Here is a 23842-nt window from a genome sequence, read left to right on the forward strand (position 1 = left end):
GCGGCTCAACGGCCGCGCGCTTCCAATTGCAGGCCTTCGAAACCGGCCGGCATTTCGCCGTCGACCGCATAGCGGTACAGCGCCGCCGAATACACGCCGCCGAGCGCGCTCTGGTACACAGCCAGGGCCAGCAGGACGAGCACGGTCACCGCGCCGAGCAGCACCGCCAGGGCCGAAGACACCAGACCGAGCAGGTAGGCCAGGCCGAAACCGACCACGCCGACGGCGACCATCGCCAGGCCGGTGGCCAGGCCGATGCCGACCATGCCGGCCGCGCTTTCGCCCCAGGTGCGCTTGAACATGCTCACGCTACGCTTGACCGCATCGATCGGGCCGACGTCTTCGGCGACCAGCACCGGCACCACCAGGAAGGTCGCCATGGTCCACGCCGCGCCGAGCGCGCCGCCGATCATGCGCACGATGAAATTGTTGTCGCGGTCCTTGAGGGCCTGCAGGATCATGCCGACGGTCGCGGCGATCGCGGCGTAACCGGCGATCGTGGGCAGGCGCGAAGCGGCGGCGCGGAAACCGTCGCCGACGGTCGGGTCGCCGCCTTCCAGGCGGATCATCGCCGCGCTGACCAGGGCGCAGTTGCAGAAGATGATCACGAAGTACTGGCAGAAATAGAACGCGAAGCCGAACAGCGCGGCGCCGGGACCGAAGCCATCGGAGAAGATCTCCAGCGCCGTGGCCGGAATCAGGAAAGTCGCCAGCACGATCAACACGCAGACCGCCGACACCACCGGAAACACCAACAGCTCGCGATCCGAATTGAGCACCGAGGCGCTGGCCTTGGCGAGTTCCCAACTGCGCGAAAGTTTATCGAACATCTCATGCCCCCATGATGGATCCCGGGGGCATCCTCGAACCTGCGGCGGAAAATCGCAAGCGCGGCCGCGACGGAGTGCAAATCCGGGGGCGCGCGGGGCGCTTGTACGCGGCGTCGGCGGCCCCTGCCGAGAAGCCTCAGCGGCTGCGTTCGATCATCACCCCGACCGCGCGCGCATTGCGGATCGCGCTGGGCTTGCTGAGCTTGAGCCGCACCCGGCGCACGCCGAATTCCTCCAGCACGATCGCGGCGACGCGTTCGGCCAAGGTCTCGACCAGGCCGAACTGCGACTGCGATGCGTACTCGACGATGCGGTCGCTGATCGCCTTGTAGTCGAGGGTGTCGCCGATCGCGTCGCTGGCCGCGGGCACGCGGTTGTCGAAAGCCATCTCGAGATCGAACACCAGGGGCTGGCGGATGCGCCGCTCCCAGTCGTAGATGCCGATCACGGCCTCGATTTCGAGGCCTTCGATGAAGACGTGGTCCATGGGGCCGGGATTCGAGATTGGGGATTCGGGATGGGGAAAAGCGGAGCAATGGTAGGCGGGATCACATCGTCTTTGCGAATCCCGAATCCCGAATCCCGAATCCCAACGCTCGAACGAGCTATACCGCCTGCAACAACGCCATGTCCCAGCGCGGGGTCACTTTCACCGCCGCGCTCTCGAACTGGCCGGCCTGCAAGCGCAGGGCGCCGGCGTAGGCGATCATCGCGCCGTTGTCGGTGCAGAACGCCGGGCGCGGAAAACAGACCCGGCCGCCGCGCTTGTCCGCCATCGTCGCCAATTTGGCGCGCAGGCGCCGGTTGGCGCCGACGCCGCCGGCCACCACCAGGGTGTTGCAACCGGCCGCATCAAGCGCGCGAGCGCATTTGATCGCCAGGGTGTCGACCACCGCGTCCTCGAAGGCGCGGGCGATGTCGGCGCGGGTCTGTTCGCTCTGGTCGCTGTTGCGCCAGGCCAGCAGGACCTGGGTCTTGAGGCCGCTGAAGCTGAAGTCCAGGCCGGGGCGGTCGGTCATCGGCCGGGCGAACTTGAACAGGCCGGGGCGGCCGAGCTCGGCCTGGGCGGCCAACTGCGGGCCGCCGGGGTACGGCAGGCCCATGAGCTTGGCGGTCTTGTCGAAGGCCTCGCCGGCCGCGTCGTCGAGGGTCTCGCCGAGCAGGCGGTACTGGCCGATCGCGTCGACCGCGACCAGTTGGGTGTGCCCGCCGGAGACCAACAGGGCCACGAACGGCGGCTGCGGGCGGCCGAGCGGGTCGTCCTCCATCAGCGGCGCCAGCAGGTGGCCTTCCATGTGGTGGACGCCGATCGCCGGCACGTCCAGGGCCCAGGCCAGCGCACGCGCCACCCCGGCCCCGACCAGCAAGGCCCCGACCAGACCGGGGCCGGCGGTATAGGCCACCCCGTCGAGCTCGTTCACGTCCAGGCCGGACTCGGCCAGGGTCTGGCGGATCAGCGGCAGCAGCTTGCGCACGTGGTCGCGGCTGGCCAGCTCCGGGACCACCCCGCCGTACTCGGCGTGCAGGGCGATCTGGCTGTACAGCGCATGGGCGCGCAGGCCGGCGTCGGTGTCGTAAACGGCCACACCGGTCTCGTCGCAGCTGGTTTCGATGCCCAGGACTTTCATCGGCACCCTGCTCGGCGCGCCGATTTCTGGGAGAATGTCGGATTCATGGGTGCCTATGTTGCACCTTCCGCAGGAGCATCGCTATAATGCGCGGCTCTCCCGGTCTGCCGGGCCGGTTCCCGTTAACGAGATTACGTATGCCCAGCGTCAAAGTCCGCGAAAACGAGCCTTTCGAGTTTGCCCTGCGTCGCTTCAAGCGCACCTGCGAGAAGGCCGGTGTACTGGCTGAAACCCGCAAGCGCGAGTTCTATGAGAAGCCGACCCAGGAGCGCAAGCGCAAGGCCGCCGCGGCGGTGAAGCGCCAGGCGCGCCGCGCGTCGCGCGACGTCACCAAGCGCCAGCGCTTGTACTGATCGTTCGTTCCGCGCGACCCGGCTTCAGCGCCGGCGTTTGCGGGGAACGACTATCAAGCCGGCTGCGCCTCGGGCGCTGCCGGCTTTTTGCGTTTGCGCCCCGCAAACGGAACCGCATCACGCTGTCGCGTCCGCGCACCGCCGAGCCCCGTGGCCGGCATCGCACCCGCCGGCGGCCCTCCCCCTTCCGCAACACTAAGGTCAGACCATGAGCCTCAAGCAACGCCTTACCGACGACATGAAGGCCGCGATGAAGAGCGGCGACAAGCAGTCCCTCGGCGTGATCCGCCTGATCAACGCCGCGCTCAAGCAGAAGGAAGTCGACGAGCGCATCGAACTCGACGACACCGCGGTGATCGCGATCCTCGACAAGATGATCAAGCAGCGCCGCGACTCGGTCAGCCAGTACGAGGCGGCCGCGCGCGAGGACCTGGCTTCGATCGAACGCGACGAGATCGTGGTGATCGAGCGCTACGTCCCGGCCAAGCTCGGCGAAGCCGAGATCCTGGTCGTGCTGGAGGAAGTCATCGCCGAAGTCGGCGCGGCCGCACCGTCCGACCTGGGCAAGTTGATGGGCCCGCTGAAGGCCAAGCTGGGCGGCAAGGCCGACATGGGCCTGGTCTCGGCGCTGGCGAAGAAGCGTCTGGCGGGCTGAGTTCACTCGATAGATGAGGGGCGGGCTTCGGGCCCGCCCTCACCCCAGCCCTCTCCCGCAAGCGGGAGAGGGGGCTGTTCGGCCGGAACGGCAGATAACGACTCGGCTGAAGGCCGCTGAAGGCCGGCCGGCTTCGATCCGCCACATTCGCCCTTACCGAGCCTCTCTCCCGTTTACGCAGAAGGGTTGGGGCCAGCCAAACAAAACCCGCAACACCAAGCCCCGCCCGCAAGGGCCGCACACCCGGAAGTGCACCATGAAGCGTCACGACCCCAACGCCCGTTGCTTTCGAGCCGACCCGCGAAATCACGCGTAAGCGCCGCAAGGGCTTCCCGTCCGAAACCCACGTCAAGCGCGGCCAGCGCCTGGTCCACGGCGACAAGGAACTGCTCGAGAAATTGGGCCGCAACGATCCCTGCCCATGCGGCTCCACGCGGAGGTTCAAGGAACTGTTGCCTGCGCGACGGCCGCTACGAAGGCTCCGAACGCGATCACTACTTCAGGGACTGACGACGGCCGTCCACCGCTGTCGGTGACCGCCATCGACGAACGGCCGGGCTTGCAGCCCGGCCGTTTTCGCTCAGGCGCCTCCACACCGCGCCCACGCCTCGCTAACCTGGACCCCGGATACTGAACCCGGCGATCCACGCGCCGTCATCGCGAGCCGCATGCCCCCGACCCAGACCCCACCTTTTTCCAGCGAGCGCCCGCCCGAGCGCGACGTCGCCGTGGCGGCCGAAGCGGCCGATCATGGCCCGATGCAGCGCATCCACGCCCTGCAGGCGCGCCTGGAGCAAAGCTGGGTGGCCAAGTTCGCCCAGCGCTTCATCGACTACGACATCCTCGCCCTGGCCGCAGCGCTGTCCTTCTACACCCTGCTGTCGCTGGCGCCCTTGGTGCTGATGGTGCTGTGGCTGACCACCGCTCTGTACCCGTCGGCGCAGGAAGAATTCTTCCGCCAGATCGGCCTGCTGGTCGGCGACCAGGTCGAGAGCACCGCCCGCCTGATCGTCGCCAACGCCGAAAACCGCCCCGGCACCGGCTCGCTGGCGGCCCTGCTCGGCACGCTGGCCTTGTTGGTCGGCGCCTCGGCCGTGTTCGGCCAGTTGCAGGCCGCCCTCAACCGGGTGTTCCGCAGCGACGCCAAACGCCTCGGCGGCCTCGCCGCCTGGCTGCGCAAGCGCCTGCTGTCGTTCGGCATGGTCATCAGCGTCGGTTTCCTGCTGGTGGTGTCGATGGCAGTGCAGGCGGCGCTGCAGTTGCTGATCGCCTACGTGCCCGACCTGCTGCCGGTGTTCGCCGCGATCGTCTCGTTCGCGCTCTACGCCCTGGTGTTCGCGGCGATGTACCGCTGGTTGCCGGATCGCCCGGTCAGCCGGCGCCGGGCCCTGTTCGGCGGCGCCCTGACTGCGGGGCTGTTCATGCTCGGGCGCAGCGCGATCGGCTTCTATCTCGGCCAGGCCAGCCTCGGCACCGCCTACGGCCCGGCCGGCGGCCTGGTGATCATGCTGGTGTGGATGTACTACTGCGCCGTGGTGTTCCTGCTCGGCGCCCTGATCACCGCCATGCTCGACGAACACGCCCGCGTGCGCCGGCGCCTGGCCGACGAACGCGCCATCGCCGGGCTGGATGCGTCCGGCGCCTGAGCAGCCACGCCGCGAACTCGGCGCTTAAAGCGACGACTGCGCAGATTCGATACCCAGCGGCCACGACCCGAACCGTCGCGGGCCGGCCGCGCATGGCATCCTAGACACCGTTAGACCACGACGAGCAACGCCGCCCCTTCGCGGGCGCCCTACGCATGGCCCGCATTCCCGACGGTTTCATCGACGACCTCCTGGCGCGCACCGACATCGTCGAGGTGATCGGCACGCGCGTGCCGTTGAAACGCCAGGGCAAGGAATACTCGGCGCGCTGCCCGTTCCACGACGAGCGCTCGCCCTCGTTCACGGTCTCGCCGACCAAGCAGTTCTATCACTGCTTCGGCTGCGGCGCGCACGGCACCGCGATCAGCTTCCTGATGAACTACGACCGCCTCGAATTCCTCGATGCGGTCGAAGAACTGGCCAAGCGGGTCGGCGTCGAAGTGCCGCGCGACACCCGCGCGCGCAACGAAGACTCCGACACCCAGGAGTTGTTCAGCACGGTCGAGGCCGCCTCGCGTTTCTTCCAGAAGCAGTACGGCCACAGCGGCAAGGCCCAGGGTTATCTCGACAGCCGCGGCGTCAGCGCCGACATCCGCGAACGCTTCGGCATCGGCTATGCGCCCGACGGGTTCAACGCCCTGCGCGACGCGCTCGGCACCGACGATCGGCGCATGAAACTGCTCGAACGCGCCGGCCTGTTCTCGAAGAACGACAGCGGCCGCGTCTACGACAAATTCCGCGACCGGGTGATGTTCCCGATCCACGACCGGCGCGGGCGCACCATCGCCTTCGGCGGCCGCGTGCTCGACAAGGAAGACGGGCCCAAATACCTCAACTCGCCGGAGACGCCGCTGTTCCACAAGGGCCGCGAACTCTACGGCCTGTGGCAGGTGCGCCAGACCCACAACAAGATCCCGCGCCTGATCGTCGTCGAAGGCTATATGGACGTGATCGCGCTGTTCCAGCACGGCGTCGACACCGCCGTGGCGACCCTGGGCACGGCGACCACGCCCGATCACGCCGAGCTGTTGTTCCGCAACGCCGCCGACGTCTATTTCTGTTTCGACGGCGACCGCGCCGGACGCGGCGCGGCCTGGAAGGCGGTCGAGTCGGTGCTGCCGCGCATGAAGGACGGACGCCAGGCCTTCTTCCTGTTCCTGCCCGACGGCGAGGACCCGGATTCGTTGGTGCGCCAGGAAGGCGCCGACGGTTTCGACCGGCGCCTGCGCGAGGCCACGCCGCTGTCGCAATTCCTGTTCGATTCGCTCGCCGCCGACGTCAACCTCAACACCCTCGAAGGCAAGGGCCGCCTGGCCGAGCGCGCCAAACCGCTGCTCGCGCAGATTCCCGACGGCGCCTTCGGCGACCTGATGAAGCAGCGCCTGACCGAACTGACCGGCGTCGGCGCGCGCACCTCGACGCCCGACACCCACGTGCCGACCCAGCGCGCGCATGGCGGCGGGCGCCACGCGCCCACGCCGAAGCGCAGCCTGGTGCGCAGCGCGATCTCGGTGCTGCTGCAGAAGCCGTCGCTGGCCGCCGCGCTGACCCCGCCCTACCGTTTCGCCGAACTGCGCCAGCCCGGCATCGAGCTGCTCGTCGAGATCGTCGACCTGGTCCAGCAACGCCCGGAAATCAGCACCGGCGCCCTGCTCGAACAGTTCGCCGGCCACGAACAGGCCGGCGCCCTGCAGAAGCTCGCCAGCCAGAGTTTCCCCGGCGACGACGACACCTTGCAGCGCGAGTTTCTCGATGCGGTCGCCCAACTCGACAAACAGACCATCGAACAGCGCCTGGCCGAGCTGCAGCACCAGCACCGCGAGGTCGGCCTGAGCACCGAGGAAAAACGCGAGCTGCTGTCGCTGCAGCAGGCGCGATTGGCGAAGTCGCCGAGCCCCTGAGTTCTGGTCCTGTAGGAGCGACGTAAGTCGCGACACACCGCAGAGGTGTACGTCAACGGCTTATCCGAAGTTCCGATAGGCCGTGCTGACGCGCAAGAGCCAGCCGATTGCCCTGGCTTCGAGCGCCGCGCTTTCGATCACCTCTACGGTGGGTCGCGGCTCACGCCGCTCCTACAGTGGCTGCGACGCCGCGCCAGCGGCCGAAACGCCGATCCTCATCCCCACACCTCGCCCATCACCCTGGCGAAATTACCACCGAGGATCTTGCCGATGCGCGCATCGGAATGTCCGCGCGCCGACAGCAACACGGCCAGGGTCTGGAAACGGTCGACTGTGTTGAGGTCGGGCACGAACAGATACACCTCTTCGCTTTCGCCGGCCGCCGAAATGCCGAGCCGGCGCCGTTCCTGGATCGCCTCGCGGTGTTGCTGCCGGTACTTCTCGCTCAAGCGTACCGGCGAGACGAGGTTGTCGGTGCCGATGCCGACATGGTCTTCGCCGCAAACCTTCAAGGCGTGTTCGAGGTGGCGGATGACGTCGGCGGCGGTGGTCTGGCCGCTCTCGCGCAGGAACGGCATCAGGTAGATGCCGACCACCCCGCCGCCGTCGGCGACCGCGCGCAGTTCGGCATCGGTCTTGTTGCGCGGCCGCTCGACCAGCGAAGCGCAACCGGTGTGGCTGATCAACACCGGCGCCTTCGACGCGGCGATCGCCTCGGTCGCGGTGCGGCGCCCGCTGTGGGCCAGGTCGACCAGGATGCGCCGCGCGTTGAGGCGTTCGATCAGACTGTGGCCGAAGCGGCTGAGGCCGGCGTTGCCAGGCTCCAGGCAACCGTCGCCAACCAGGTTGCGCAGGTTGTAGGTCAGTTGCACGGTGCGCACGCCGAGCCGATGGAAGTCGTCGACGCGTTCGAGCTTCTCGCCGATCGGCGCGCTGTCCTGGAATTGATAGACCACGCCGAGCTTCTTCTCGCGCCGCGTGGTGTCGAGGTCGGCGCGGTTGCGCACCGCCATGAATACCTCGGGATGGGCGAGGATTTCGTTCTCCCAGAAGCCGATGCTGCGTACCGTTTCCTCGTAGGCGCCTTCGTACTGGGCGACCGGGCCGACCGTGGTCTGGAGGACGCGCAGGCCGCTGCGGCGCGCCTCGTCGACGAGTTGCGCCGACAGCGCCGCGCCCGGCGCCCCGTCTTCGCCGGCGATGAAGCCGCAGCCGTCGATCACCATCGCATCCGCATACGGCGCCCAGCGCGGCGCCGCGGCCCAGGCGCGGCCGCCGGCCCAGGCACTGGCGAGCGCGCCCGCGCCGCCGATCAGAAACGTCCTTCTGTCGATCATCGAATCCTCCCTGGATGAGCCCTCGCGCGCGGATGCGGCGATTCGTGCGCTTGGTCACGCGCTGTCGCGGCACTCTAAGGCAAACGCGCCAGCGCTCCAGCCGTGACTTTCGGGACGGATCGCATCGCGGTGGGCGCGCTAAGCTCGGTATGCGTGCGCCAGAATTCCGCTGCTGCGGCGCGCCCGCATCCTTCCCGGGAGAACGCCGATGTCGCTGCGCCATGCCTTGTCCGTCGCTGCGCTGGCCTTGGCCTGCGTCTCTCCCGCCCTGGCCACGCAGGCGGCCAAAGGCAGCGTCGTGCGCGAGCACGACGGCAACCGGATCAGCGAATCCGTGCCGGCGATCGCGCCGGCCCTGCTCGAACGCCTCGAGCGCTACCAGAACACCCGCGGCGCCAGCCTGGGCGGCTGGACCGGCGAGGGCTGCCTGTTGATCGCCACGCGCTTCGCCGAAACCCAGCAGGCTCATCGCGTCTGCGAACCGCTGGGCATGCGCGAACAACTGACTTTCCATCGCGAACCGCTCAACAGCCCGGACGCCGCGCCGAAACCGCTCGACGGCTTCGTATTCGGCAAGGACGTCGGCGGCAACGAGTTCTGGCAACTGCACTGGTTCGACCTGGCCACGCGCGAGACGGCCCTGCTCACCGACGGCAAGTCGCGCAACCAGGACGCGCGCTTCTCGCACGACGGCAAGCAACTGGCCTACAGCAGCACCGCGCGCAACGGCCGCGACATCGACGTGTGGGTGATGGATTTCGCCAGCCGTAAGGCGCGCGCGGTGGTCACCGAGGGCGGCACCTGGAGCGCCGCCGATTTCTCGCCGGACGGCAGGCAGTTGCTGGTGATCAAGTACGTCTCGGCCAGCGAAACCTATCCGGGCCTGGTCGATCTGGACACCGGCAAGCTGCAGTTGTTCCCGGTCGACGGCGGCAAGGCGGCGATCAGCGATTTCCGTTTTTCCAAGGACGGCCAGGCGGTCTATTACGTCTCCAACGAAATCCTCGACGGCAAGCCGCAGGAGTTCGCCAGCCTGCGCCGGCACGAACCGGCGAGCGGCAAGCTCGAGGTGCTCAGTGCCGGCATCCCCTGGGACGTCGGCAACCTCAGCCTGTCCGAGGACGGCCGCCACCTGCTGTTCGTCAGCAACGAAGACGGCATCGGCAAGCTGCATGTGTTGTCGCTGCCCGGGCACAAAGAGGTAAAGCTGCCGGCGCTGCCGGTCGGGGTGATCGGCGGCGCCGAATTCTCGCCCGACGGCCGGCGCATCGCCGTGTCGATCAACACCGCGACCTCGCCGAGCGATGTCTACGTGATCGAGCTGGCCGCCCAGCGGCTGGTGCGCTGGACCCGCAGCGAAGTCGGCGGGCTCGATGCCGGCCGTTTCGTCACCCCGACCTTGATCCGCTATCCGACCTTCGACCGCGTCGACGGCCAAGCGCGCACGATCCCGGCGTTCTACTACCGGCCGGCGAAGGTCCCGGCCGGCACGAAACTGCCGGTGGTGATCCAGATCCACGGCGGCCCGGAAGCGCAATCGCAGCCGAGCTTCAACGCCAACGCGCAGTTCCTGGCCAACGAACTCGGCGTGGCGATGCTGGTGCCGAACGTGCGCGGTTCGGCCGGTTACGGCCGCACTTACCTGGGCCTGGACAATGCGGACAAGCGCGAAGACTCGGTCAAGGACATCGGCGCCCTGCTCGACTGGATCGGCGCCCAGCCCGAACTCGATGCGCAACGCGTCGGCGTGTACGGCGGCAGTTACGGCGGTTACATGGTGCTGGCCTCGCTGGTGCACTACAGCGAGCGCATCCGCGCCGGCGTCGACGTGGTCGGCATCTCCGACTTCAGCACGTTCCTGACCAACACCGAGTCGTATCGCCGCGACCTGCGCCGCGCCGAGTACGGCGACGAGCGCCTGCCCGAGATGAAGGCGGTGTTCGATCGCATCTCGCCGCTCAGAAACGCCGGCAAGATCCGCGCGCCGCTGTTCGTCGCCCAGGGCCGCAACGACCCGCGCGTGCCCTATACCGAGGCCGAGCAGATCGTGAAGGCGGTGCGCGGCAACGGCGTGCCGGTGTGGTTCCTGATGTTCGACGACGAAGGCCACGGCTTCCAGAAGAAGGCCAACACCGACTATTTCGGTGCGGCGATGATGACCTTCTGGCAGCAGCATCTGATCGGCGGGAAGTGAGGCGGGCACACCCGCCGGCAGGCGCGAAGTCTTTGAACTGTCATGTTTTCCTGGGGTTTTCCCCAATGGGCGGCGTGGCGCTTTACGGCTAGATTCCAGGGCGACGCGCGCAGTCCAGGCCCCGCCCGATGACCGACCCGATCAGCCCGAACGTCCACCTCAACGGCTCGGCGCCGGGCATCGAACCGCCTGCCGCATCGATCGCGCAGACCCTGAGCAGCACCGATCCGACGCAGGCGCGCGGCGCGGTCGATGCGCTCACCGCGCCGCAGTTGAGCGGCTTGCGCAGCGAGGTCGAGGCGATGCCCGTGGCCGAGCGCGAAACCCTCGCCAACGAGCTCGCCGGCAAGCTCGACGCGCCGCAGTTGCGCAAGCTGGAGGCCGCGTTCGGGCGCGACGGCATCGCCGCTGCGGTCGAACGCCGCAGCGGCCCCGAGGTGCGCGCGGCCTATGCCGAAGGCACGGACACGGGCCTCGCCGATAGCGCCGACGACCTGATCGGCCGGCTCAAGGATTGGCTCGGTCTCGGCGACCGCGCGCGCGGCGAGACCGAGGAGATTTCGGCGACGGTCGTCAACCCCGACACCGGCGAGGTCAACGACGCACGCTGGACGGTCGACGACGAAGGCCGGCCGATCCATGCCGAAGGCACCTTGCGCACCGTGTTCAGCGGGATCGAGCGCAGCGACGACGAGACCCAGGCGCAGCGCACCGCCGCCGACCGCGGCGTCGAAGGCGACCAGGGCGGGCATGTGTTCGGCCACCGCTTCGTCACCGACCAGGGCCTGAAGAACCTGTTCCCGCAGAACGGCAACTTCAACATGGGCGCCTACAAGACGCTCGAGAACGAATGGGCGGCCTGGGTCGACAAGGGCATGGACGTGCGCATCAGCATCGACCTGACCCCGCGGGACGCCGACCGACCGGACCGTGTTCGCATTTCCTACGACGTGATCGATCCCGCCGACGGCGGCAGGGTTTACGATCAGCGCGTCACCTTCGAGAACCGCGCCGGCCAGAGCTACGACCGGGTCGACGCCGGGCAGATGGGTGACCTGATCGCAGCCGCTTCCTAAATCGACACGCTCAAGGCAGGACATGAACAGAGACGAATTGCTCGGAGAGATCGCACGCCTGATCGTGGTCGACCCCAAGGCCAGCGAACGGCCCTGGGACGGATACGCGCTGATCGCCTGGTACGGCGACGGCATCAGCCGCCTCAACGGCTTCCGCTACGACAAGGGCCAGCCGGGCGAACCGCTGACGCCGTCGGGCGTCGAGATCGAGAACCGCCTGGAACAACTGCGCAAGGTCACCCAGGTCGCCGGCAAGGCGCCATGGCGGGTCTGCATCGTGCGCATCCACCGCGCCGACGCCGAAGTCGCGATCGACTTCGAGTACGAAGATCCGGGCCGTTGGTACGTCACCCCCGACAGCGTCGCCGAGATCGCCGAGCGCGTGCGGCCGTGCTGAGAGGTTGAGCGGGCCCGGCCGGCTTTGGAGTAGGAGCGGCGCGAGCCGCGACCCACCGCAGCGTCGATCGATAGCGCAATTCGTCGAAGCCCCGGATGTTCGACTGGCACTGGCTGTTTCGAGCCGTCTGACCGGTCTTCGGACACGGCGCTGACGTACACCTCTGCGGTTGGTCGCGGCTCGCGCCGCTCCGACCCTTAGCGCCGTGCAGGCCTGCGTCATGGACCGCTCTGCGGCCTGCGCTCAGAATGCGGGACGTCTGCCCGAGCGTCCCATCGAGGCGAGCATCGGATGAATTTTCTCCAGCGACTGCGCGTCGACAGCTTCACCCTGGCTCTGCTGGCGGCGGTCGCGCTGGCCTGGTGGTTTCCGCTCGGCGGCGCCCCGGCTGCGGCGCTCGACGGCTTTACCGATATCGCCATCGCCGCGCTGTTCTTCCTGCACGGCGCGCGCCTGTCGCGCGAGGCGATCCTCGCCGGCGCCCTGCATTGGCGCCTGCATTTGCTGATCTTCGCCAGCACCTTCGTCTTGTTTCCCTTGCTCGGCCTGGCGCTGAAACCCTTGTCCGGGCGCTTGCTGACGCCGGAGCTGTACCTGGGGCTGCTGTTCCTGTGCACCCTGCCCTCGACCGTGCAGTCCTCGATCGCCTTCACTTCGATGGCCGGCGGCAACGTGCCCGCGGCGGTGTGCAGCGCCTCGGCCTCGAGCCTGCTCGGTGTGTTCCTGACGCCCTTGCTGATGAGCGCATTGGCCGGCGCACAGGGCGCGATGGCGGATCCGGCCGAGGCCATCGCCAAGATCACCCTGCAATTGCTGCTTCCCTTCGTCGCCGGCCATCTGCTGCGGCGTTGGATCGGCGGCTGGGTCGAGCGCCGGCGCGCGCTGTTGCGCTACACCGACCAAGGCACGGTGCTGCTGGTGGTCTACACCGCGTTCGCCGCCTCGGTCGCGACCGGATTGTGGCAGAGCACGCCGGTGCAGGCTTTATACGTCGTGTTCGGCGTGTGCGCGCTGCTGCTCGCGGCGGTCATGCTCGCCACGACCTTCGCCGCGCGCCGGCTCGGCTTTTCGCGCGAGGACGAAATCGCGATCGTGTTCTGCGGTTCCAAGAAGAGCCTGGCCACCGGCGTGCCGATGGCCAAGATCCTGTTCGCGAGCAGCGCGCTCGGCGCGATCGTGCTGCCGGTGATGGTGTTCCACCAGATCCAGCTGATCGTCTGCGCGCAGGTCGCGCGCCGCTATGCGCGCCAGGCGAACACCGCGGCGGTGCCCGAACGGGTCGCCGACTGAATCCCGCCGCCCCAGTCCGGTCGCTACGGCCGCTCAGCGCGCATCCTTGACCACCTCGCCGCCCTTGATCACCACCGGCACGGCTTCGAGCAAGGCGACGTTCCGGGTCGGGTCGCCGGCGACCGCGATGATGTCGGCCCAGCGGCCTTTCTCGATGACGCCGACGTCCTTGCTGCCGAGCGCTTCGGCCGCGTTCGCGGTCGCCGCCTGGATGGCCTGGGCCGCGCTCATGCCGTAGCGCTGCATCACCGCGAACTGGCGGCCGTTCTGGCCGTGCGGATAGACCCCGGTGTCGGTGCCGTAGACCATCTTGACCCCGGCCTGATGGGCGCGGCGGAAGTTCTCGCGCTGGACGTCGGCGACTTCGCGGTCTTTGCGCAGGTTGTCTTCAAGCACACCGTTTTTCTTGCCCTCGGCCTGGGTGTAGTCGGTGTTGTAGATGTCCATCGACAGCCAGGTGCCGTGCTGCTTAGCCAGGCGGATGCCTTCCTCGTCGATCAGGCTGGCGTGCTCGATGGTGTCGATGCCGGCGCGGATCGCGTCCTTGATACCGCTGGTGCCGTGCGCATGCGCGGCGACCTTGAGCCCCCAGCGATGCGCCTCGTCGGCCACCGCCTTCATTTCCTCCAGGCTCAACTGCTGTTGGCCGGGCTCGGTGTTGCGCGAGAACACGCCGCCGGTGGCGCAGATCTTGATCACCTGCGCGCCGTACTTGCGCAGTTCGCGCACGTGCTGGCGTGCCTGCTCGGGCGAGTCGGCGTTGTAAGGGCTGCGTTGCTGCATCGACGGCGGGAAGAAGGTCGAGTCGCAATGGCCGCCGGTGGCGCCGAAGCCGTAGGCGGCCGAGACGATGCGCGGGCCGCGCAGCTTGCCCTCGTCGATGGCCTGGCGCAGGCCGACATCGTTCCAGGCATCGGCGCCGAGATTGCGCACCGTGGTGAAGCCCGCGGCCAGCGTGTCCTGAGCGTGCTTGACCGCGAGCACCGACCAGAAGCGGTCGTTGAACTGCAGACTGGTGTAGCCGCCGTAGGTCGGGTCGGCATCGAGATGGGTGTGCATGTCGATCAGGCCCGGCAGCAGGGTCATGCCGGGCAGGTCGAGGCGTCGAGCGCCGGCCGGCGCGGCGTCGCCGGCGCGGCCGACTTCGACGATGCGGCCGTCGCGGATCAGCACCTGCGGGTTGTCGAGCAGGCGACCGCTGCGCGAATCGAACAGCTTGGCCGCGGTGACCACCAGTTCGCGCGGCGGCGCGGCGGCGTCCTGCGCCTGCGCGGCATGCGCCGCCGACAGCGGCAACAACGCCATGATCGAACACGCGATCCGGTTTCTCATCGACGACCTTCCCCTTGCGATTAGGCGCCGGTGCGGCGCGCGATTGCACGCCCGCGCGGCGCGGGCGATCAACGCATCCGCTGCAGCTCGAACAATGGCGCCGACTGCATCGACGAGGGCAGCCAGTGATCGATCAGCAGGAATGCAAACAACACCATCAAGTAGACGATCGAGTAGTTGAAAACCCGCATCGCGTACAGCTCGTCGGGCGGGTTCATCAGCTTCCAGGCGTGGTAGAGGAACACCGCGTCCAGCACCAACACCCCGAACAGATAGAAATAGCCGCTCATGCCGAACACGCACGGCAGCACCGAGACGACCGTCAGCAGGATCGTATAGAACAGGATCTGCCAGCGGGTGTACTCGACGCCGTGGGTGACCGGCAGCATCGGCACCATCGCCCGCGCATAGTCGGCGCGGCGGAAGATCGCCAGCGCCCAGAAATGCGGCGGCGTCCACACGAAGATGATCAACACCAGCAACAGCGCATGGGCCCAGTCCCACTCGCCCTGCATGCCGGTGACCGCGGCCCAGCCGAGCAGCGGCGGCGCCGCGCCGGCGATGCCGCCGATGACGATGTTCTGCGGCGTGGCCCGCTTCAGGAATACGGTGTAGACCACCGCATAACCGATCAGCGAGGCGAAGGTCAGCCATGCGGTCAGCGCGTTGACCCAGACCACCAGGATGGTCATCGACAAGGCCGCCAGGATCAGCGCGAACACCAGCGCCTGGGTCGGCGAGACCTGCCCGGCGACGATCGGCCGCCACGAGGTGCGCGCCATCTTGGCGTCGATGCGCGAGTCCAGCAGTTGGTTGATCGTCGCGGCCGAGGCCGCTGCGAGCCAGATGCCGAAGAAGCCGAGCACCGACTCGCGCAGCGGCGGCAAGCCCGGCACGGCCAGGAACATGCCGACGAAGGCGGTGAACACGATCAGCGCGACGACGCGCGGCTTGGTCAGGTCCCAGTACTGCTTGGCGGTCGGGCGCTTGGCGGTATTCATCAGGGTTCCGGCGTACGCAGGCGTGCGAGCAGGGAGACGAGCGCGAACAGCAGCAACGCGGCGCCGGCGTTGTGCGCCACTGCGACCGCGAGCGGCAGGCCGAGCTTGACGTTGGCGATGCCCAGGCCGACCTGGGCCAGGGTCAGCGCGCCGAGCAGGCTCGCCCAGCCGCGCATGCCGGGCGTGCGCAACAGCTTCACGGTCAGGCCCAGCAGATAGACGAAGACCACGCCGGCCATGATGCGGTGGGCCAGTTGGATCGCGATGCGGGCCTCGCCGTCGAGGATGCCGCCCTCGTAGTCCACGCCGATGCCGCGCCACAGCACGAAGGCTTCGCCGAAGTCGTGGCGCGGCCACCACTGGCCGACGCAGGTCGGGAAGTCGTTGCCGCAGGCGAGCGCGGCGTAGTTGGCGCTGGTCCAGCCGCCGAGCGCGATCTGCACGCCCAGCACGCCGATGCCGAGCATGATCAGGCGGCGTACGTTGGCCGCGTCGGCCAGGCGGATCGGGTGGCCGATCGCGCGCCACGCGGTCCACACCAACAACGAGAACGTCAGCAGGCCGCCGAGCAGATGGCCCATGACCACGACCGGCTTGAGCAGCCAAGTCACCGTCCACATGCCGAGCAGGGCCTGGAAGATGATCACCGCCAGGGTCAGCGCCGACACCCGCGACAGATCGGAATTGCTCCAGCGCAGCGCCGCGGCGAGCAGGATGGCTTCGCCGACGATCGCCAGCGCCGAGGCGGCGACGTGCTGGCCTTTCATGTACAGGGGAATCGCGATGGCCACGAGCGCGGCCGCGGCGATCACCTGCGGCACGCCGTAGGCGCGCTTGCGCGCCGACACCAACGCCAGGATCAACACCAGCACGCCGAGCAGGCCGGCGATCATGCGGTGGAATTGCTCGCGCCAGGCCTTGTGCACTTCGACCGGCCGGATCGCGGTAGCGACGTGGTCGGTGATCTCGTGGGCGCTGGTCGGCCAGGCCGCGCGGCCGTAGCAGGTCGGCCAGTCCGGGCAGCTCAGGCCGGCGTTGGACAGGCGCACGAACGCGCCGAACACGATCACGCACAGCGCCAGCGCCACCGCCAGCCAGGCGATGCGATGGAAATTCTTCGACAGGCCGGTCTTGCTCAGGCCGTTCGTGAACGGATCGGAGGATCCGGGCTTGTTGGTTACGCTCATTCGAAACTCGTTCCTACCCAACTCTGCTGCAACACTCGTGCGGCCGGGCGAGTCCCGGCGACTTGGTTCGTTTCATGCCGTTCCCGACGCCCCGCTCCGGCGCGCCCGTTCTTGCCGCCGCTCACATCAGTTTCAGCAGCTTGGCCAGGTCGGCGCGCAGCCCGCCCGGATCGGTGCCGGGAGCGTAACGCAGAATCACGAAGCCGTTCGGGTCGACCACGTACAGCGGCACGCCGGCCGGGTCGCTCAGGCGCGGCAGTTGCGCGCGCAGCTCCGGCGAGGGGCCGAGCACGCGCAGGCTGGCCGGGCGCTTGGCGCCGGCCGGCGGCTCGCCGAGCCAGAGCACTTCGACATGGTCGGCGTCCTTGCCGAACAGTTGCCAGACCGTGTCGAGCTGCTGCGACAACTCGACGCAGGCCTCGGCGCAATCCGGCGCCGGCGCGACCACGATGCGCCAGATCCGCGCCGGCGGGTTCCAGGCATAAGCGCTGCCGTCGGCCAGGCGCGGCTGCAACGCACGCAAGTCGGGCTTGGGTTCGAGCAGTTCGCCGTGCTGGCGGCTCACCGCCGGGTGATGGTTGGTGAAACGCATGACCCCGGCGATCAGCATCGGCACGAAGAAGAACGCGGCGATCAGCACCAACACCAGTCGGTTGCGATTGCGCTGCGAGGAATTCACGGGTGTGTTCATCGGTTGGTTATCGACGCTGAGGACGGAACGTGAGGATCAGGGCGGTCGCCAGCACCGCCAGGGCGAGCGCGAACCACTGCAGCGAATAGCCGCGGTGTTTGTCCGGCGGCAAGGTATTGGCGAGCAGTTCCAGGTCGCGCTCGTAACCGAGCTCGAGCGCCGGGTCCAGGCGCAGCACGCGCGGTGCGAGCGGCACCGACAGGCCGGTGGCCCCGGCGATCGCCTTCGGGTCGACCCGGGTCAGCAGCCAGCCCTCGCCTTCGCGGCCGATGCCCGGGCCCAGTGCGAGACCGGTCGACGGCGGCGGCGCCAGCAGCCCGCGCAAGGCCAGCTCACCCTCCGGCTGGGGGATGGCCGGCAGCTTGCGATCGCCGCCGAGCGGCAACCAGCCCAGGTCGACCAGCATCGGCCCGCCCTGCGCCGGCACGAAAATACGATAGACGCGCACACCGGCGCGACCGTTGCGCTGCTGGTTGTCGAGCAGCAGGGCACCACGCCGGTCGAACCGGCCCCGGCCCTCCGCCCAGTCGTAGTCGCGCGCGCGGGCGGGATCGTCGGCCGCGGCCAGCGGCCGCGGCGTGCGCTCGTTCAGGACCGCGGCGGCGGCATCGAGCATGGCCTGCTTCTCGACCGCGCGCCGGCCCTGCCACAGCCCCAGGTTGGCGAACAGCGCGATCGCGGCGACCGCGAGCGCCCAGCCGAACAGCAGGGTGCCGCGACGGCTCACCACATCCTCCCGGCGGGCTGCGATAATCCGCGCAGCGCATCTGCGCGCGCTTTACGCGCCGCAAATGCATCCGCGCGCGCCCGGCGCGCACTTGAGGAGCCCGCGGTGAACGAGTCGCTGAAGATCCTGCTGGTGGTCGGCTTCCTGATCGTCATCCTCTGGAACCTGGGTGCAGGCCTGTATTACATGCTGGTGGACAAGGGCCAGAGCAAACGCACGGTCAATGCGCTGACCCGTCGTATCGCGCTGTCCGTCGCGCTGATCGCCATCATCCTGTTCGCGATGTGGATGGGCTGGATCGAACCGCACGGGATCGGCTCCAACCCGAACTGATCCTGGCAGGCCGGCTTGGCTGAGCGAGCACGGCGGGCGGATCACGGCGATGCAGCGTAAAAACCGCGCGGGCGGCGCTTCTTTACAGAACGTCATTCCCGCGCAGGCGGGAATCCAACGACTTTAGGCGTTCCCGCACGAAAGACGCTGGATGTCCGGCTGCGCCGAAGTAAAGCAACGCCCGTCTTCGCGGAACGACGTAGACGCCGCCCCGCAGCAATAACAAAAAAACGAAAGGCCGGCAGCGCCGGCCCTCGTCGTGATTTTGCCGATTCCGCCGCGTCGCGCTTACAGCACGTAGACGAACAGGAACAGACCCAGCCAGACCACGTCGACGAAATGCCAGTACCAGGCCACCGCCTCGAACGCGAAGTGGTTGTCCTTGTCGAAATGGCCCTTGAGGCAACGGAACCAGATGATCGCCAGCATCACCGTACCCAGGGTCACGTGCAGGCCGTGGAAACCGGTGAGCATGAAGAAGGTCGAACCGTAGATGCCCGAACCCAGGGTCAGGTTGAGTTCGGTGTAGGCGTGGATGTATTCCTCGGCCTGGAAGAACAGGAACAGGCAGCCCAGCAGCACGGTCAGGCCCAGCCAGAACAGCAGCGCCTTGCGGTGGCCGCCCTTGAGCGCGTGGTGCGCGGCGGTAACCGTGGAGCCCGAGGTCAGCAGGATCAGGGTGTTGAGCAGCGGCAGGCCCCAGGCCGGAATGGTCTCGAACACGCCACCGACCGCGGCCGGACCGCTGCTCGGCCAGGCGGCGCTGAACTGCGGCCACAGCAGGCTGTTGGTCATCACGCCGTCGCCTTCGCCGCCGAGCCACGGCAGGGCCAGGCTGCGCGCGTAGAACAGCGCGCCGAAGAAGGCGGCGAAGAACATCACCTCGGAGAAGATGAACCAGATCATCCCCATCCGGAACGAGACGTCGACCTGCTTGTTGTAGTTGCCGCGCACCGATTCGCGGATGACGTCGCCGAACCAGCCGAACAGCACGCCGACCATCATCGCCAGGCCGACGAAGAACACCGGCTTGCCCCAGCTGACTTCGTTGAGCCAGCTGGCGACGCCGATCATGGTCGTGAACAGACCGATCGAGCCGAGGAACGGCCAGCGGCTGCTGTGCGGCACGTAGTAGATGTTGGCGTCTGGCGTGTGAGCGTGGGCCATGGCGGCGTTCCAGTGATAAGTGGTGCTGGTTTGAGTGGTGCTGAGCCGCTTACGGCGCCGACAGCGGCGAGGATGCGGTCTTGGACACCGATCCCTGCTGCAGGCGCGCCGTGAGCACGTCGTTCTTGGAGAAAGTGTAGGACAGCGTGATCGTCTTGATCTCAGCCGGCAGGTTCGGATCGACGATGAAACGCACCGGCATGTCGCGCGACTCGCCCGCCTGCAGGGTCTGGGCGGTGAAGCAGAAACACTCGGTCTTGTTGAAATAGCCCGAAGCCCGCGCCGGCGCGACCGACGGCGAGGCGCTGCCGACGATGGCGCGGTCGGTGGTGTTGCGGGCGTAGTAAGTGGTCTCGTACTGCTCGCCCGGACGCACCTGCATGCTGAACTGGTGCGGCTTGAAGTCCCAGGGCAACTTGGAATTGACGCTGCCGTCGAACTGCACGGTGACCATGCGGTCGGCGACGGGCGCGGCCGCCGCCTGGGCGTCGACCACGCCGCGCTCCAGGCGGATGCCGAACACCTTCTCGCAGGCGATGCGGTACATCGGCACCAGGGCGAAGGTGAAACCGAACGCACCCAGCGCGACCAGCACCATCAGCCGGGTCATCTTCGGGCTCGCCTGGCGGCGGACCTCGGCGTTGGCCTTGGCGTCGTCGGCGCTCATTGCGACAGCACCCCGGTCAGGATGAAGGCGACGTAGACCGCCACCGCGGCCAGCCCGAACCACAGCGCCGTGCGGCGCGCGGCCGAACGGCGGTGGGCGAGGTCGTGCTGGTCGTGGGACTGGGTCATCTTGATTCGCCTGGGCCGCGCAGGCGCGCTATCGGATCGAAGCGCTCACTGCCGGGGCCCGTCGCGGGGTCCTGTGTCCTGTCGGGTTCAGTGGGTGATGTCGCCGTGGGCCAGGTCGCCGTCGCGGATCACCGGCGGCGTGCCGAAGGTGTGGTGCGGGGCCGGGCTCGGCACGGTCCATTCCAGGCCGCGCGCGCCTTCCCAGGCCCGCGCTTCGGCCTTGGCGCCGACGCTCTTCGAGCGCAGCAGGATGAAGGCCATCATGAACGGCGTGACGAACATACCGAACGCGCCGATCGAGCTGATCAGGTTCCAGTCCGCGAACACCACGTTGTAGTCCGGGATGCGGCGCGGCATGCCGGCCAGACCCAGGAAGTGCTGCGGGAAGAACAGCAGGTTGACGAAGACCATCGTCCACCAGAAGTGGAACTTGGCCATCGGCTCGCTGTACATGCGGCCGGTCCACTTGGGCCACCAGAAGTACACCGCGGCGATGATCGAGAACAGCGCGCCGGTCACCAGCACGTAGTGGAAGTGCGCGACCACGAAGTAGGTGTCGTGGTACTGGAAGTCGGCCGGCACGATAGCGAGCATCAGGCCGGAGAAACCGCCGATGGTGAACAGGATCACGAACGAGATCGCCCACAGCATCGGCGCCTCGAACGACATCGAGCCGCGCCACATGGTGGTGACCCAGTTGAACACCTTCACGCCGGTCGGCACCGCGATCAGCATGGTCGCGAACATGAAGTAGATCTCGCCACCGAGCGGCATGCCGACGGTGAACATGTGGTGGGCCCACACGATGAACGAGAGGAAGGCGATCGAAGCGGTCGCGTACACCATGGCCTGGTAGCCGAACAGCGGCTTGCGGGCGAAGGTCGGGATGATCTCCGAGACCACGCCGAACGCCGGCAGGATCATGATGTAGACCTCGGGGTGACCGAAGAACCAGAAGATGTGCTGGAACATCACCGGGTCGCCGCCGCCGGCCGCGTTGAAGAACGAGGTGGCGAAGAACTTGTCGGTCAGCAGCATCGTCACCGCGCCGGCCAGGACCGGCATCACCGCGATCAGCAGGAAGGCGGTGATCAGCCAGGTCCAGCAGAAGATCGGCATCTTCAACAGGTCCACGCCCGGGGCGCGCATGTTGAGGATGGTGGCGATGACGTTGATCGCGCCCATGATCGAGCTGATGCCCATCATGTGAATGGCGAAGATCGCGAAGGCGACGTTGTTGCCGCCCTGCAACGACAGCGGCGGGTACAGGGTCCAGCCGCCGGCCGGAGCGCCGCCCGGCAGGAACAGCGTCATCAGCAGCAGGGTGAAGGCGAACGGCAGGATCCAGAACGACCAGTTGTTCATGCGCGGCAGCGCCATGTCCGGCGCGCCGATCTGCAGCGGGATCATCCAGTTGGCCAGGCCGACGAAGGCCGGCATGACGCCGCCGAAGATCATCACCAGCGCGTGCATGGTGGTCATCTGGTTGAAGAACTCGGGATTGACGAGCTGCAGGCCGGGCTCGGCCAGCTCGGCACGGATCACCACCGACATCGCCGCGCCGATGATGAACATGACGAAGCTGAAGATCAGGTACAGCGTGCCGATGTCCTTGTGGTTGGTCGAGAAGAACCAACGCTCGATGAAGCCCTGTTTGTGGGCGTGATCATCGTGGTGATCGTGATGATCGGCGACGGGGTGCGTGGCTGCCATGGCCTACCTCTGAAGAATGCTGACGATCAACCGACGACCGCTGCGTGCGGAGCCGCGGCGGTCGTGGTGTCGGTGTTCGGGGCTGCGGCGGAAGCCGGAGCGGCATCGGCCGGAGCGGCCGCAGGTGCTGCAGCCGGGGCCGCCGGCGCGGCGGCGGGCGCCGGCGCGTTCTTGGCCTTCTGCTCGGCCAGCCACTGCTGGTACTCGGCCTTGGGCAGCGCGCGCACGACGATCGGCATGAAGCCGTGGTCCTTGCCGCACAGCTCGGCGCACTGGCCGCGGTAGACGCCAGGCTCCTTAATTTCGGTCCAGGCTTCGTTGACGATGCCCGGGATCGCGTCCTGCTTCCAGCCCAGGGCCGGCACCCACCATGCGTGGATGACGTCGTCGGCGGTGATCACGAAGCGGATCTTGGTGTCGGTCGGCAGCACCAGGACGTTGTCGACGTCGAGCAGGTAGTGCTCGTGGTCGGCCTTGGTGACGAGCTTGCCGCCCTGGCGCAGCTGGTCGCTCTTGCGGTCCAGGCGGCTGGTGAAGGAGACGTTCTCGCCGAGGTAGTCGTACTTCCACATCCACTGGAAGCCGGTCACCTTGACCGTCATCGCCGCGTTGCGGGTGTCGTACATCGCGATCAGCTTGCTGGTGGCCGGGAAGGCCATCAGCACCAGCAGCGCCACCGGCACCACGGTCCAGATGATCTCGAGCTTGGTGCTGTGGGTGAAGTCCTTGTCGGCGACGGCGCCCTTGGACTTGCGGAACCTGAACATGGCCACGGCCATAGCGCCGAAGACCAGGATGCCGATCACCACGCAGACCCACAGCGCGAACATGTGCGCCGAGTAGGCGTTCATCGACTGGGCGGTCACGCCCTTGCCCATATTCAGCTGCCACGGCTTGGGATCGGCCGCCTGAGCAAACGCAAGGACAGGCAACGCCGATGCGGCGACGCCCGCTGCCCACTGCTTGAAACGACCGGCTTTCATCAGTTCGAGCCCCGAAAAATCAGTGTGGTTTTCGTTTTCGTGCTCCGCGGGCTGCCCCTCCCGCCCCGTCCGCGCCGATGTCCTGGGCGTGAGGCTGTGCGGAAGATGGTGGCTGGCGAGCCCTGTCGAGGGCCCATCACGCCGGGATCGGCGCTACGGATAACCGAGAAATGGTAGCGGCCGCCCCGTCTTGCGGCAACCCGGAGGTGCTAGCCCCAATCGGTCCGGAAACCGCCTGCGCCCCGCAGCGACAGGCTTTGCGCGCCAGTTCGGCGCCTCATACGAGTGTCGGCGACGGCCGATCGCAAGCGTGACGGATGCAAGTTGCGGTGGTCCGGCGCGCGCAACGCGCGGATCGGGCCGCTCGCCGCAGCCGCGGCGGCCGGGTCCGGCGCTGATCCGATGCTGCTGATCCGATGGCGGCGGCTGACGGTTGGCCGGCCTTGCGACGGCGCTCTCGCGCCGGGCCCGCCCCGAACCGATCCGGTACAGGCCGCGACCGATAGAAAGCTCTAAAATGCCCGACTTCCCACCCCAGTGCCGGGTCCGATGTCCACCAACGTCTCTTCCACCGTCGCCCACGACGGTCCGCCGACGCGCTCGAGC

The 23842-nt window shown here is 67.8% G+C and carries 24 protein-coding genes; 10 read left to right on the plus strand and 14 right to left on the minus strand.

Going from position 1 to position 23842, the window contains the following annotated elements; genetic code table 11:
• Window positions 1–5: 5 nt before the first annotated feature.
• The 3 genes from ACKN61_RS21665 to tsaD form a co-directional block, all read right to left on the minus strand.
• A complete protein-coding gene (locus ACKN61_RS21665; RefSeq protein ID WP_223621478.1) occupies window positions 6–830 on the minus strand; it encodes a DUF6159 family protein in 825 nt (274 codons plus the stop codon).
• Window positions 831–966: 136 nt separating this feature from the next.
• Entirely contained in the window at window positions 967–1317 is a 351-nt protein-coding gene (gene folB, locus ACKN61_RS21670; RefSeq protein WP_057919345.1) for a dihydroneopterin aldolase, read from the minus strand.
• Between the two features lie 118 nt (window positions 1318–1435).
• A complete protein-coding gene (gene tsaD, locus ACKN61_RS21675; RefSeq protein WP_408951188.1) occupies window positions 1436–2458 on the minus strand; it encodes a tRNA (adenosine(37)-N6)-threonylcarbamoyltransferase complex transferase subunit TsaD in 1023 nt (340 codons plus the stop codon).
• A 137-nt stretch (window positions 2459–2595) separates the two neighbouring features.
• Between tsaD and rpsU the strand changes: the two genes are divergently transcribed.
• The 5 genes from rpsU (at window position 2596) to dnaG (ending at window position 7013) form a co-directional block, all read left to right on the plus strand.
• Window positions 2596–2811 (plus strand): 30S ribosomal protein S21, encoded by a 216-nt coding sequence (gene rpsU, locus ACKN61_RS21680; RefSeq protein ID WP_031371286.1) that lies wholly within the window; start codon window positions 2596–2598, stop codon window positions 2809–2811.
• Between the two features lie 208 nt (window positions 2812–3019).
• On the plus strand, window positions 3020–3466 hold the full coding sequence (locus ACKN61_RS21685) for a GatB/YqeY domain-containing protein (RefSeq protein ID WP_031371287.1): 447 nt from the start codon (window positions 3020–3022) through the stop codon (window positions 3464–3466).
• A 398-nt stretch (window positions 3467–3864) separates the two neighbouring features.
• Window positions 3865–4002, plus strand: coding sequence for an SEC-C metal-binding domain-containing protein (locus tag ACKN61_RS21690; RefSeq protein WP_408951189.1), 138 nt, complete (start codon window positions 3865–3867; stop codon window positions 4000–4002).
• Between the two features lie 132 nt (window positions 4003–4134).
• Window positions 4135–5112: a YihY/virulence factor BrkB family protein gene (locus ACKN61_RS21695; protein WP_408951190.1), complete on the plus strand. Its 978-nt coding sequence runs from the start codon at window positions 4135–4137 to the stop codon at window positions 5110–5112.
• 155 nt (window positions 5113–5267) lie between these two features.
• Window positions 5268–7013: a DNA primase gene (dnaG, locus tag ACKN61_RS21700; protein ID WP_408951191.1), complete on the plus strand. Its 1746-nt coding sequence runs from the start codon at window positions 5268–5270 to the stop codon at window positions 7011–7013.
• A 215-nt stretch (window positions 7014–7228) separates the two neighbouring features.
• On the opposite strand, the gene ACKN61_RS21705 is transcribed toward dnaG, so the two are convergent.
• On the minus strand, window positions 7229–8350 hold the full coding sequence (locus ACKN61_RS21705; RefSeq protein ID WP_408951192.1) for a dipeptidase: 1122 nt from the start codon (window positions 8348–8350) through the stop codon (window positions 7229–7231).
• A gap of 208 nt (window positions 8351–8558) precedes the next feature.
• On the opposite strand from ACKN61_RS21705, the gene ACKN61_RS21710 reads away from it, so the two are divergent.
• The 4 genes from ACKN61_RS21710 (at window position 8559) to ACKN61_RS21725 (ending at window position 13307) form a co-directional block, all read left to right on the plus strand.
• The gene (locus ACKN61_RS21710; RefSeq protein WP_408951193.1) at window positions 8559–10544 is read left to right on the plus strand and encodes a prolyl oligopeptidase family serine peptidase; all 1986 of its coding nucleotides are present in this window, start codon (window positions 8559–8561) and stop codon (window positions 10542–10544) included.
• Between the two features lie 128 nt (window positions 10545–10672).
• Entirely contained in the window at window positions 10673–11620 is a 948-nt protein-coding gene (locus ACKN61_RS21715) for a DNA/RNA non-specific endonuclease (RefSeq protein WP_408951194.1), read from the plus strand.
• 22 nt (window positions 11621–11642) lie between these two features.
• A complete protein-coding gene (locus ACKN61_RS21720; RefSeq protein WP_031371293.1) occupies window positions 11643–12017 on the plus strand; it encodes a hypothetical protein in 375 nt (124 codons plus the stop codon).
• Between the two features lie 291 nt (window positions 12018–12308).
• Complete coding sequence (locus tag ACKN61_RS21725) at window positions 12309–13307, plus strand: bile acid:sodium symporter family protein (protein ID WP_408951195.1); 999 nt, start codon at window positions 12309–12311, stop codon at window positions 13305–13307.
• Window positions 13308–13340: 33 nt separating this feature from the next.
• Here ACKN61_RS21725 and ACKN61_RS21730 read toward each other — a convergent pair whose 3' ends face one another.
• The 5 genes from ACKN61_RS21730 to ACKN61_RS21750 all read right to left on the minus strand — a co-directional run bounded on the left by ACKN61_RS21730 (window position 13341) and on the right by ACKN61_RS21750 (window position 18245).
• Entirely contained in the window at window positions 13341–14639 is a 1299-nt protein-coding gene (locus tag ACKN61_RS21730; RefSeq protein WP_408951196.1) for an amidohydrolase family protein, read from the minus strand.
• 68 nt (window positions 14640–14707) lie between these two features.
• On the minus strand, window positions 14708–15640 hold the full coding sequence (gene cyoE, locus ACKN61_RS21735; RefSeq protein ID WP_036148252.1) for a heme o synthase: 933 nt from the start codon (window positions 15638–15640) through the stop codon (window positions 14708–14710).
• Window positions 15640–16827 carry a COX15/CtaA family protein gene (locus ACKN61_RS21740; RefSeq protein WP_408951197.1) on the minus strand — a complete coding sequence of 396 codons (1188 nt, stop codon included), beginning with the start codon at window positions 16825–16827 and terminating at the stop codon, window positions 15640–15642. Before ACKN61_RS21740 ends, cyoE begins: the two co-directional genes overlap by 1 nt.
• Before the next feature lie 121 nt (window positions 16828–16948).
• A complete protein-coding gene (locus tag ACKN61_RS21745; RefSeq protein ID WP_408951198.1) occupies window positions 16949–17518 on the minus strand; it encodes a hypothetical protein in 570 nt (189 codons plus the stop codon).
• Window positions 17519–17525: 7 nt separating this feature from the next.
• Window positions 17526–18245, minus strand: a complete 720-nt coding sequence (locus ACKN61_RS21750; RefSeq protein ID WP_408951199.1) for an SURF1 family protein — start codon at window positions 18243–18245, stop codon at window positions 17526–17528.
• Between the two features lie 105 nt (window positions 18246–18350).
• Here ACKN61_RS21750 and ACKN61_RS21755 point away from each other — a divergent pair, with 105 nt between their 5' ends.
• Window positions 18351–18578, plus strand: coding sequence for a twin transmembrane helix small protein (locus ACKN61_RS21755; RefSeq protein ID WP_031371300.1), 228 nt, complete (start codon window positions 18351–18353; stop codon window positions 18576–18578).
• 288 nt (window positions 18579–18866) lie between these two features.
• Here the strand turns inward: ACKN61_RS21755 and ACKN61_RS21760 are convergent, their stop codons facing one another.
• The 5 genes from ACKN61_RS21760 to coxB form a co-directional block, all read right to left on the minus strand.
• Window positions 18867–19745 carry a cytochrome c oxidase subunit 3 gene (locus tag ACKN61_RS21760; RefSeq protein WP_408951200.1) on the minus strand — a complete coding sequence of 293 codons (879 nt, stop codon included), beginning with the start codon at window positions 19743–19745 and terminating at the stop codon, window positions 18867–18869.
• Between the two features lie 49 nt (window positions 19746–19794).
• Window positions 19795–20355, minus strand: a complete 561-nt coding sequence (locus ACKN61_RS21765; RefSeq protein WP_408953888.1) for a cytochrome c oxidase assembly protein — start codon at window positions 20353–20355, stop codon at window positions 19795–19797.
• A gap of 53 nt (window positions 20356–20408) precedes the next feature.
• On the minus strand, window positions 20409–20540 hold the full coding sequence (locus ACKN61_RS21770; RefSeq protein WP_257720580.1) for a hypothetical protein: 132 nt from the start codon (window positions 20538–20540) through the stop codon (window positions 20409–20411).
• A gap of 87 nt (window positions 20541–20627) precedes the next feature.
• Complete coding sequence (gene ctaD / locus ACKN61_RS21775; protein WP_408951201.1) at window positions 20628–22253, minus strand: cytochrome c oxidase subunit I; 1626 nt, start codon at window positions 22251–22253, stop codon at window positions 20628–20630.
• 26 nt (window positions 22254–22279) lie between these two features.
• Entirely contained in the window at window positions 22280–23236 is a 957-nt protein-coding gene (gene coxB, locus ACKN61_RS21780; RefSeq protein WP_408951202.1) for a cytochrome c oxidase subunit II, read from the minus strand.
• Window positions 23237–23842 lie beyond the last annotated feature (606 nt).

It is taken from the genome of Lysobacter sp. Hz25 (assembly GCF_046097045.1).
Classification (GTDB): Bacteria; Pseudomonadota; Gammaproteobacteria; order Xanthomonadales; family Xanthomonadaceae; genus Lysobacter; species Lysobacter antibioticus_B.

What these genes read in the sequence shown, in the direction of transcription:
- ACKN61_RS21665 (WP_223621478.1), bottom strand. Translation starts at nt 830, where the DNA reads ATGTTCGATAAACTTTCGCGCAGTTGGGAACTCGCCAAGGCCAGCGCC.
- folB (WP_057919345.1), bottom strand. Translation starts at nt 1,317, where the DNA reads ATGGACCACGTCTTCATCGAAGGCCTCGAAATCGAGGCCGTGATCGGC.
- tsaD (WP_408951188.1), bottom strand. Translation starts at nt 2,458, where the DNA reads ATGAAAGTCCTGGGCATCGAAACCAGCTGCGACGAGACCGGTGTGGCC.
- rpsU (WP_031371286.1), top strand. Translation starts at nt 2,596, where the DNA reads ATGCCCAGCGTCAAAGTCCGCGAAAACGAGCCTTTCGAGTTTGCCCTG.
- ACKN61_RS21685 (WP_031371287.1), top strand. Translation starts at nt 3,020, where the DNA reads ATGAGCCTCAAGCAACGCCTTACCGACGACATGAAGGCCGCGATGAAG.
- ACKN61_RS21695 (WP_408951190.1), top strand. Translation starts at nt 4,135, where the DNA reads ATGCCCCCGACCCAGACCCCACCTTTTTCCAGCGAGCGCCCGCCCGAG.
- dnaG (WP_408951191.1), top strand. Translation starts at nt 5,268, where the DNA reads ATGGCCCGCATTCCCGACGGTTTCATCGACGACCTCCTGGCGCGCACC.
- ACKN61_RS21705 (WP_408951192.1), bottom strand. Translation starts at nt 8,350, where the DNA reads ATGATCGACAGAAGGACGTTTCTGATCGGCGGCGCGGGCGCGCTCGCC.
- ACKN61_RS21710 (WP_408951193.1), top strand. Translation starts at nt 8,559, where the DNA reads ATGTCGCTGCGCCATGCCTTGTCCGTCGCTGCGCTGGCCTTGGCCTGC.
- ACKN61_RS21715 (WP_408951194.1), top strand. Translation starts at nt 10,673, where the DNA reads ATGACCGACCCGATCAGCCCGAACGTCCACCTCAACGGCTCGGCGCCG.
- ACKN61_RS21720 (WP_031371293.1), top strand. Translation starts at nt 11,643, where the DNA reads ATGAACAGAGACGAATTGCTCGGAGAGATCGCACGCCTGATCGTGGTC.
- ACKN61_RS21725 (WP_408951195.1), top strand. Translation starts at nt 12,309, where the DNA reads ATGAATTTTCTCCAGCGACTGCGCGTCGACAGCTTCACCCTGGCTCTG.
- ACKN61_RS21730 (WP_408951196.1), bottom strand. Translation starts at nt 14,639, where the DNA reads ATGAGAAACCGGATCGCGTGTTCGATCATGGCGTTGTTGCCGCTGTCG.
- cyoE (WP_036148252.1), bottom strand. Translation starts at nt 15,640, where the DNA reads ATGAATACCGCCAAGCGCCCGACCGCCAAGCAGTACTGGGACCTGACC.
- ACKN61_RS21740 (WP_408951197.1), bottom strand. Translation starts at nt 16,827, where the DNA reads ATGAGCGTAACCAACAAGCCCGGATCCTCCGATCCGTTCACGAACGGC.
- ACKN61_RS21745 (WP_408951198.1), bottom strand. Translation starts at nt 17,518, where the DNA reads ATGAACACACCCGTGAATTCCTCGCAGCGCAATCGCAACCGACTGGTG.
- ACKN61_RS21760 (WP_408951200.1), bottom strand. Translation starts at nt 19,745, where the DNA reads ATGGCCCACGCTCACACGCCAGACGCCAACATCTACTACGTGCCGCAC.
- ACKN61_RS21765 (WP_408953888.1), bottom strand. Translation starts at nt 20,355, where the DNA reads ATGACCCGGCTGATGGTGCTGGTCGCGCTGGGTGCGTTCGGTTTCACC.
- ACKN61_RS21770 (WP_257720580.1), bottom strand. Translation starts at nt 20,540, where the DNA reads ATGACCCAGTCCCACGACCAGCACGACCTCGCCCACCGCCGTTCGGCC.
- ctaD (WP_408951201.1), bottom strand. Translation starts at nt 22,253, where the DNA reads ATGGCAGCCACGCACCCCGTCGCCGATCATCACGATCACCACGATGAT.
- coxB (WP_408951202.1), bottom strand. Translation starts at nt 23,236, where the DNA reads ATGAAAGCCGGTCGTTTCAAGCAGTGGGCAGCGGGCGTCGCCGCATCG.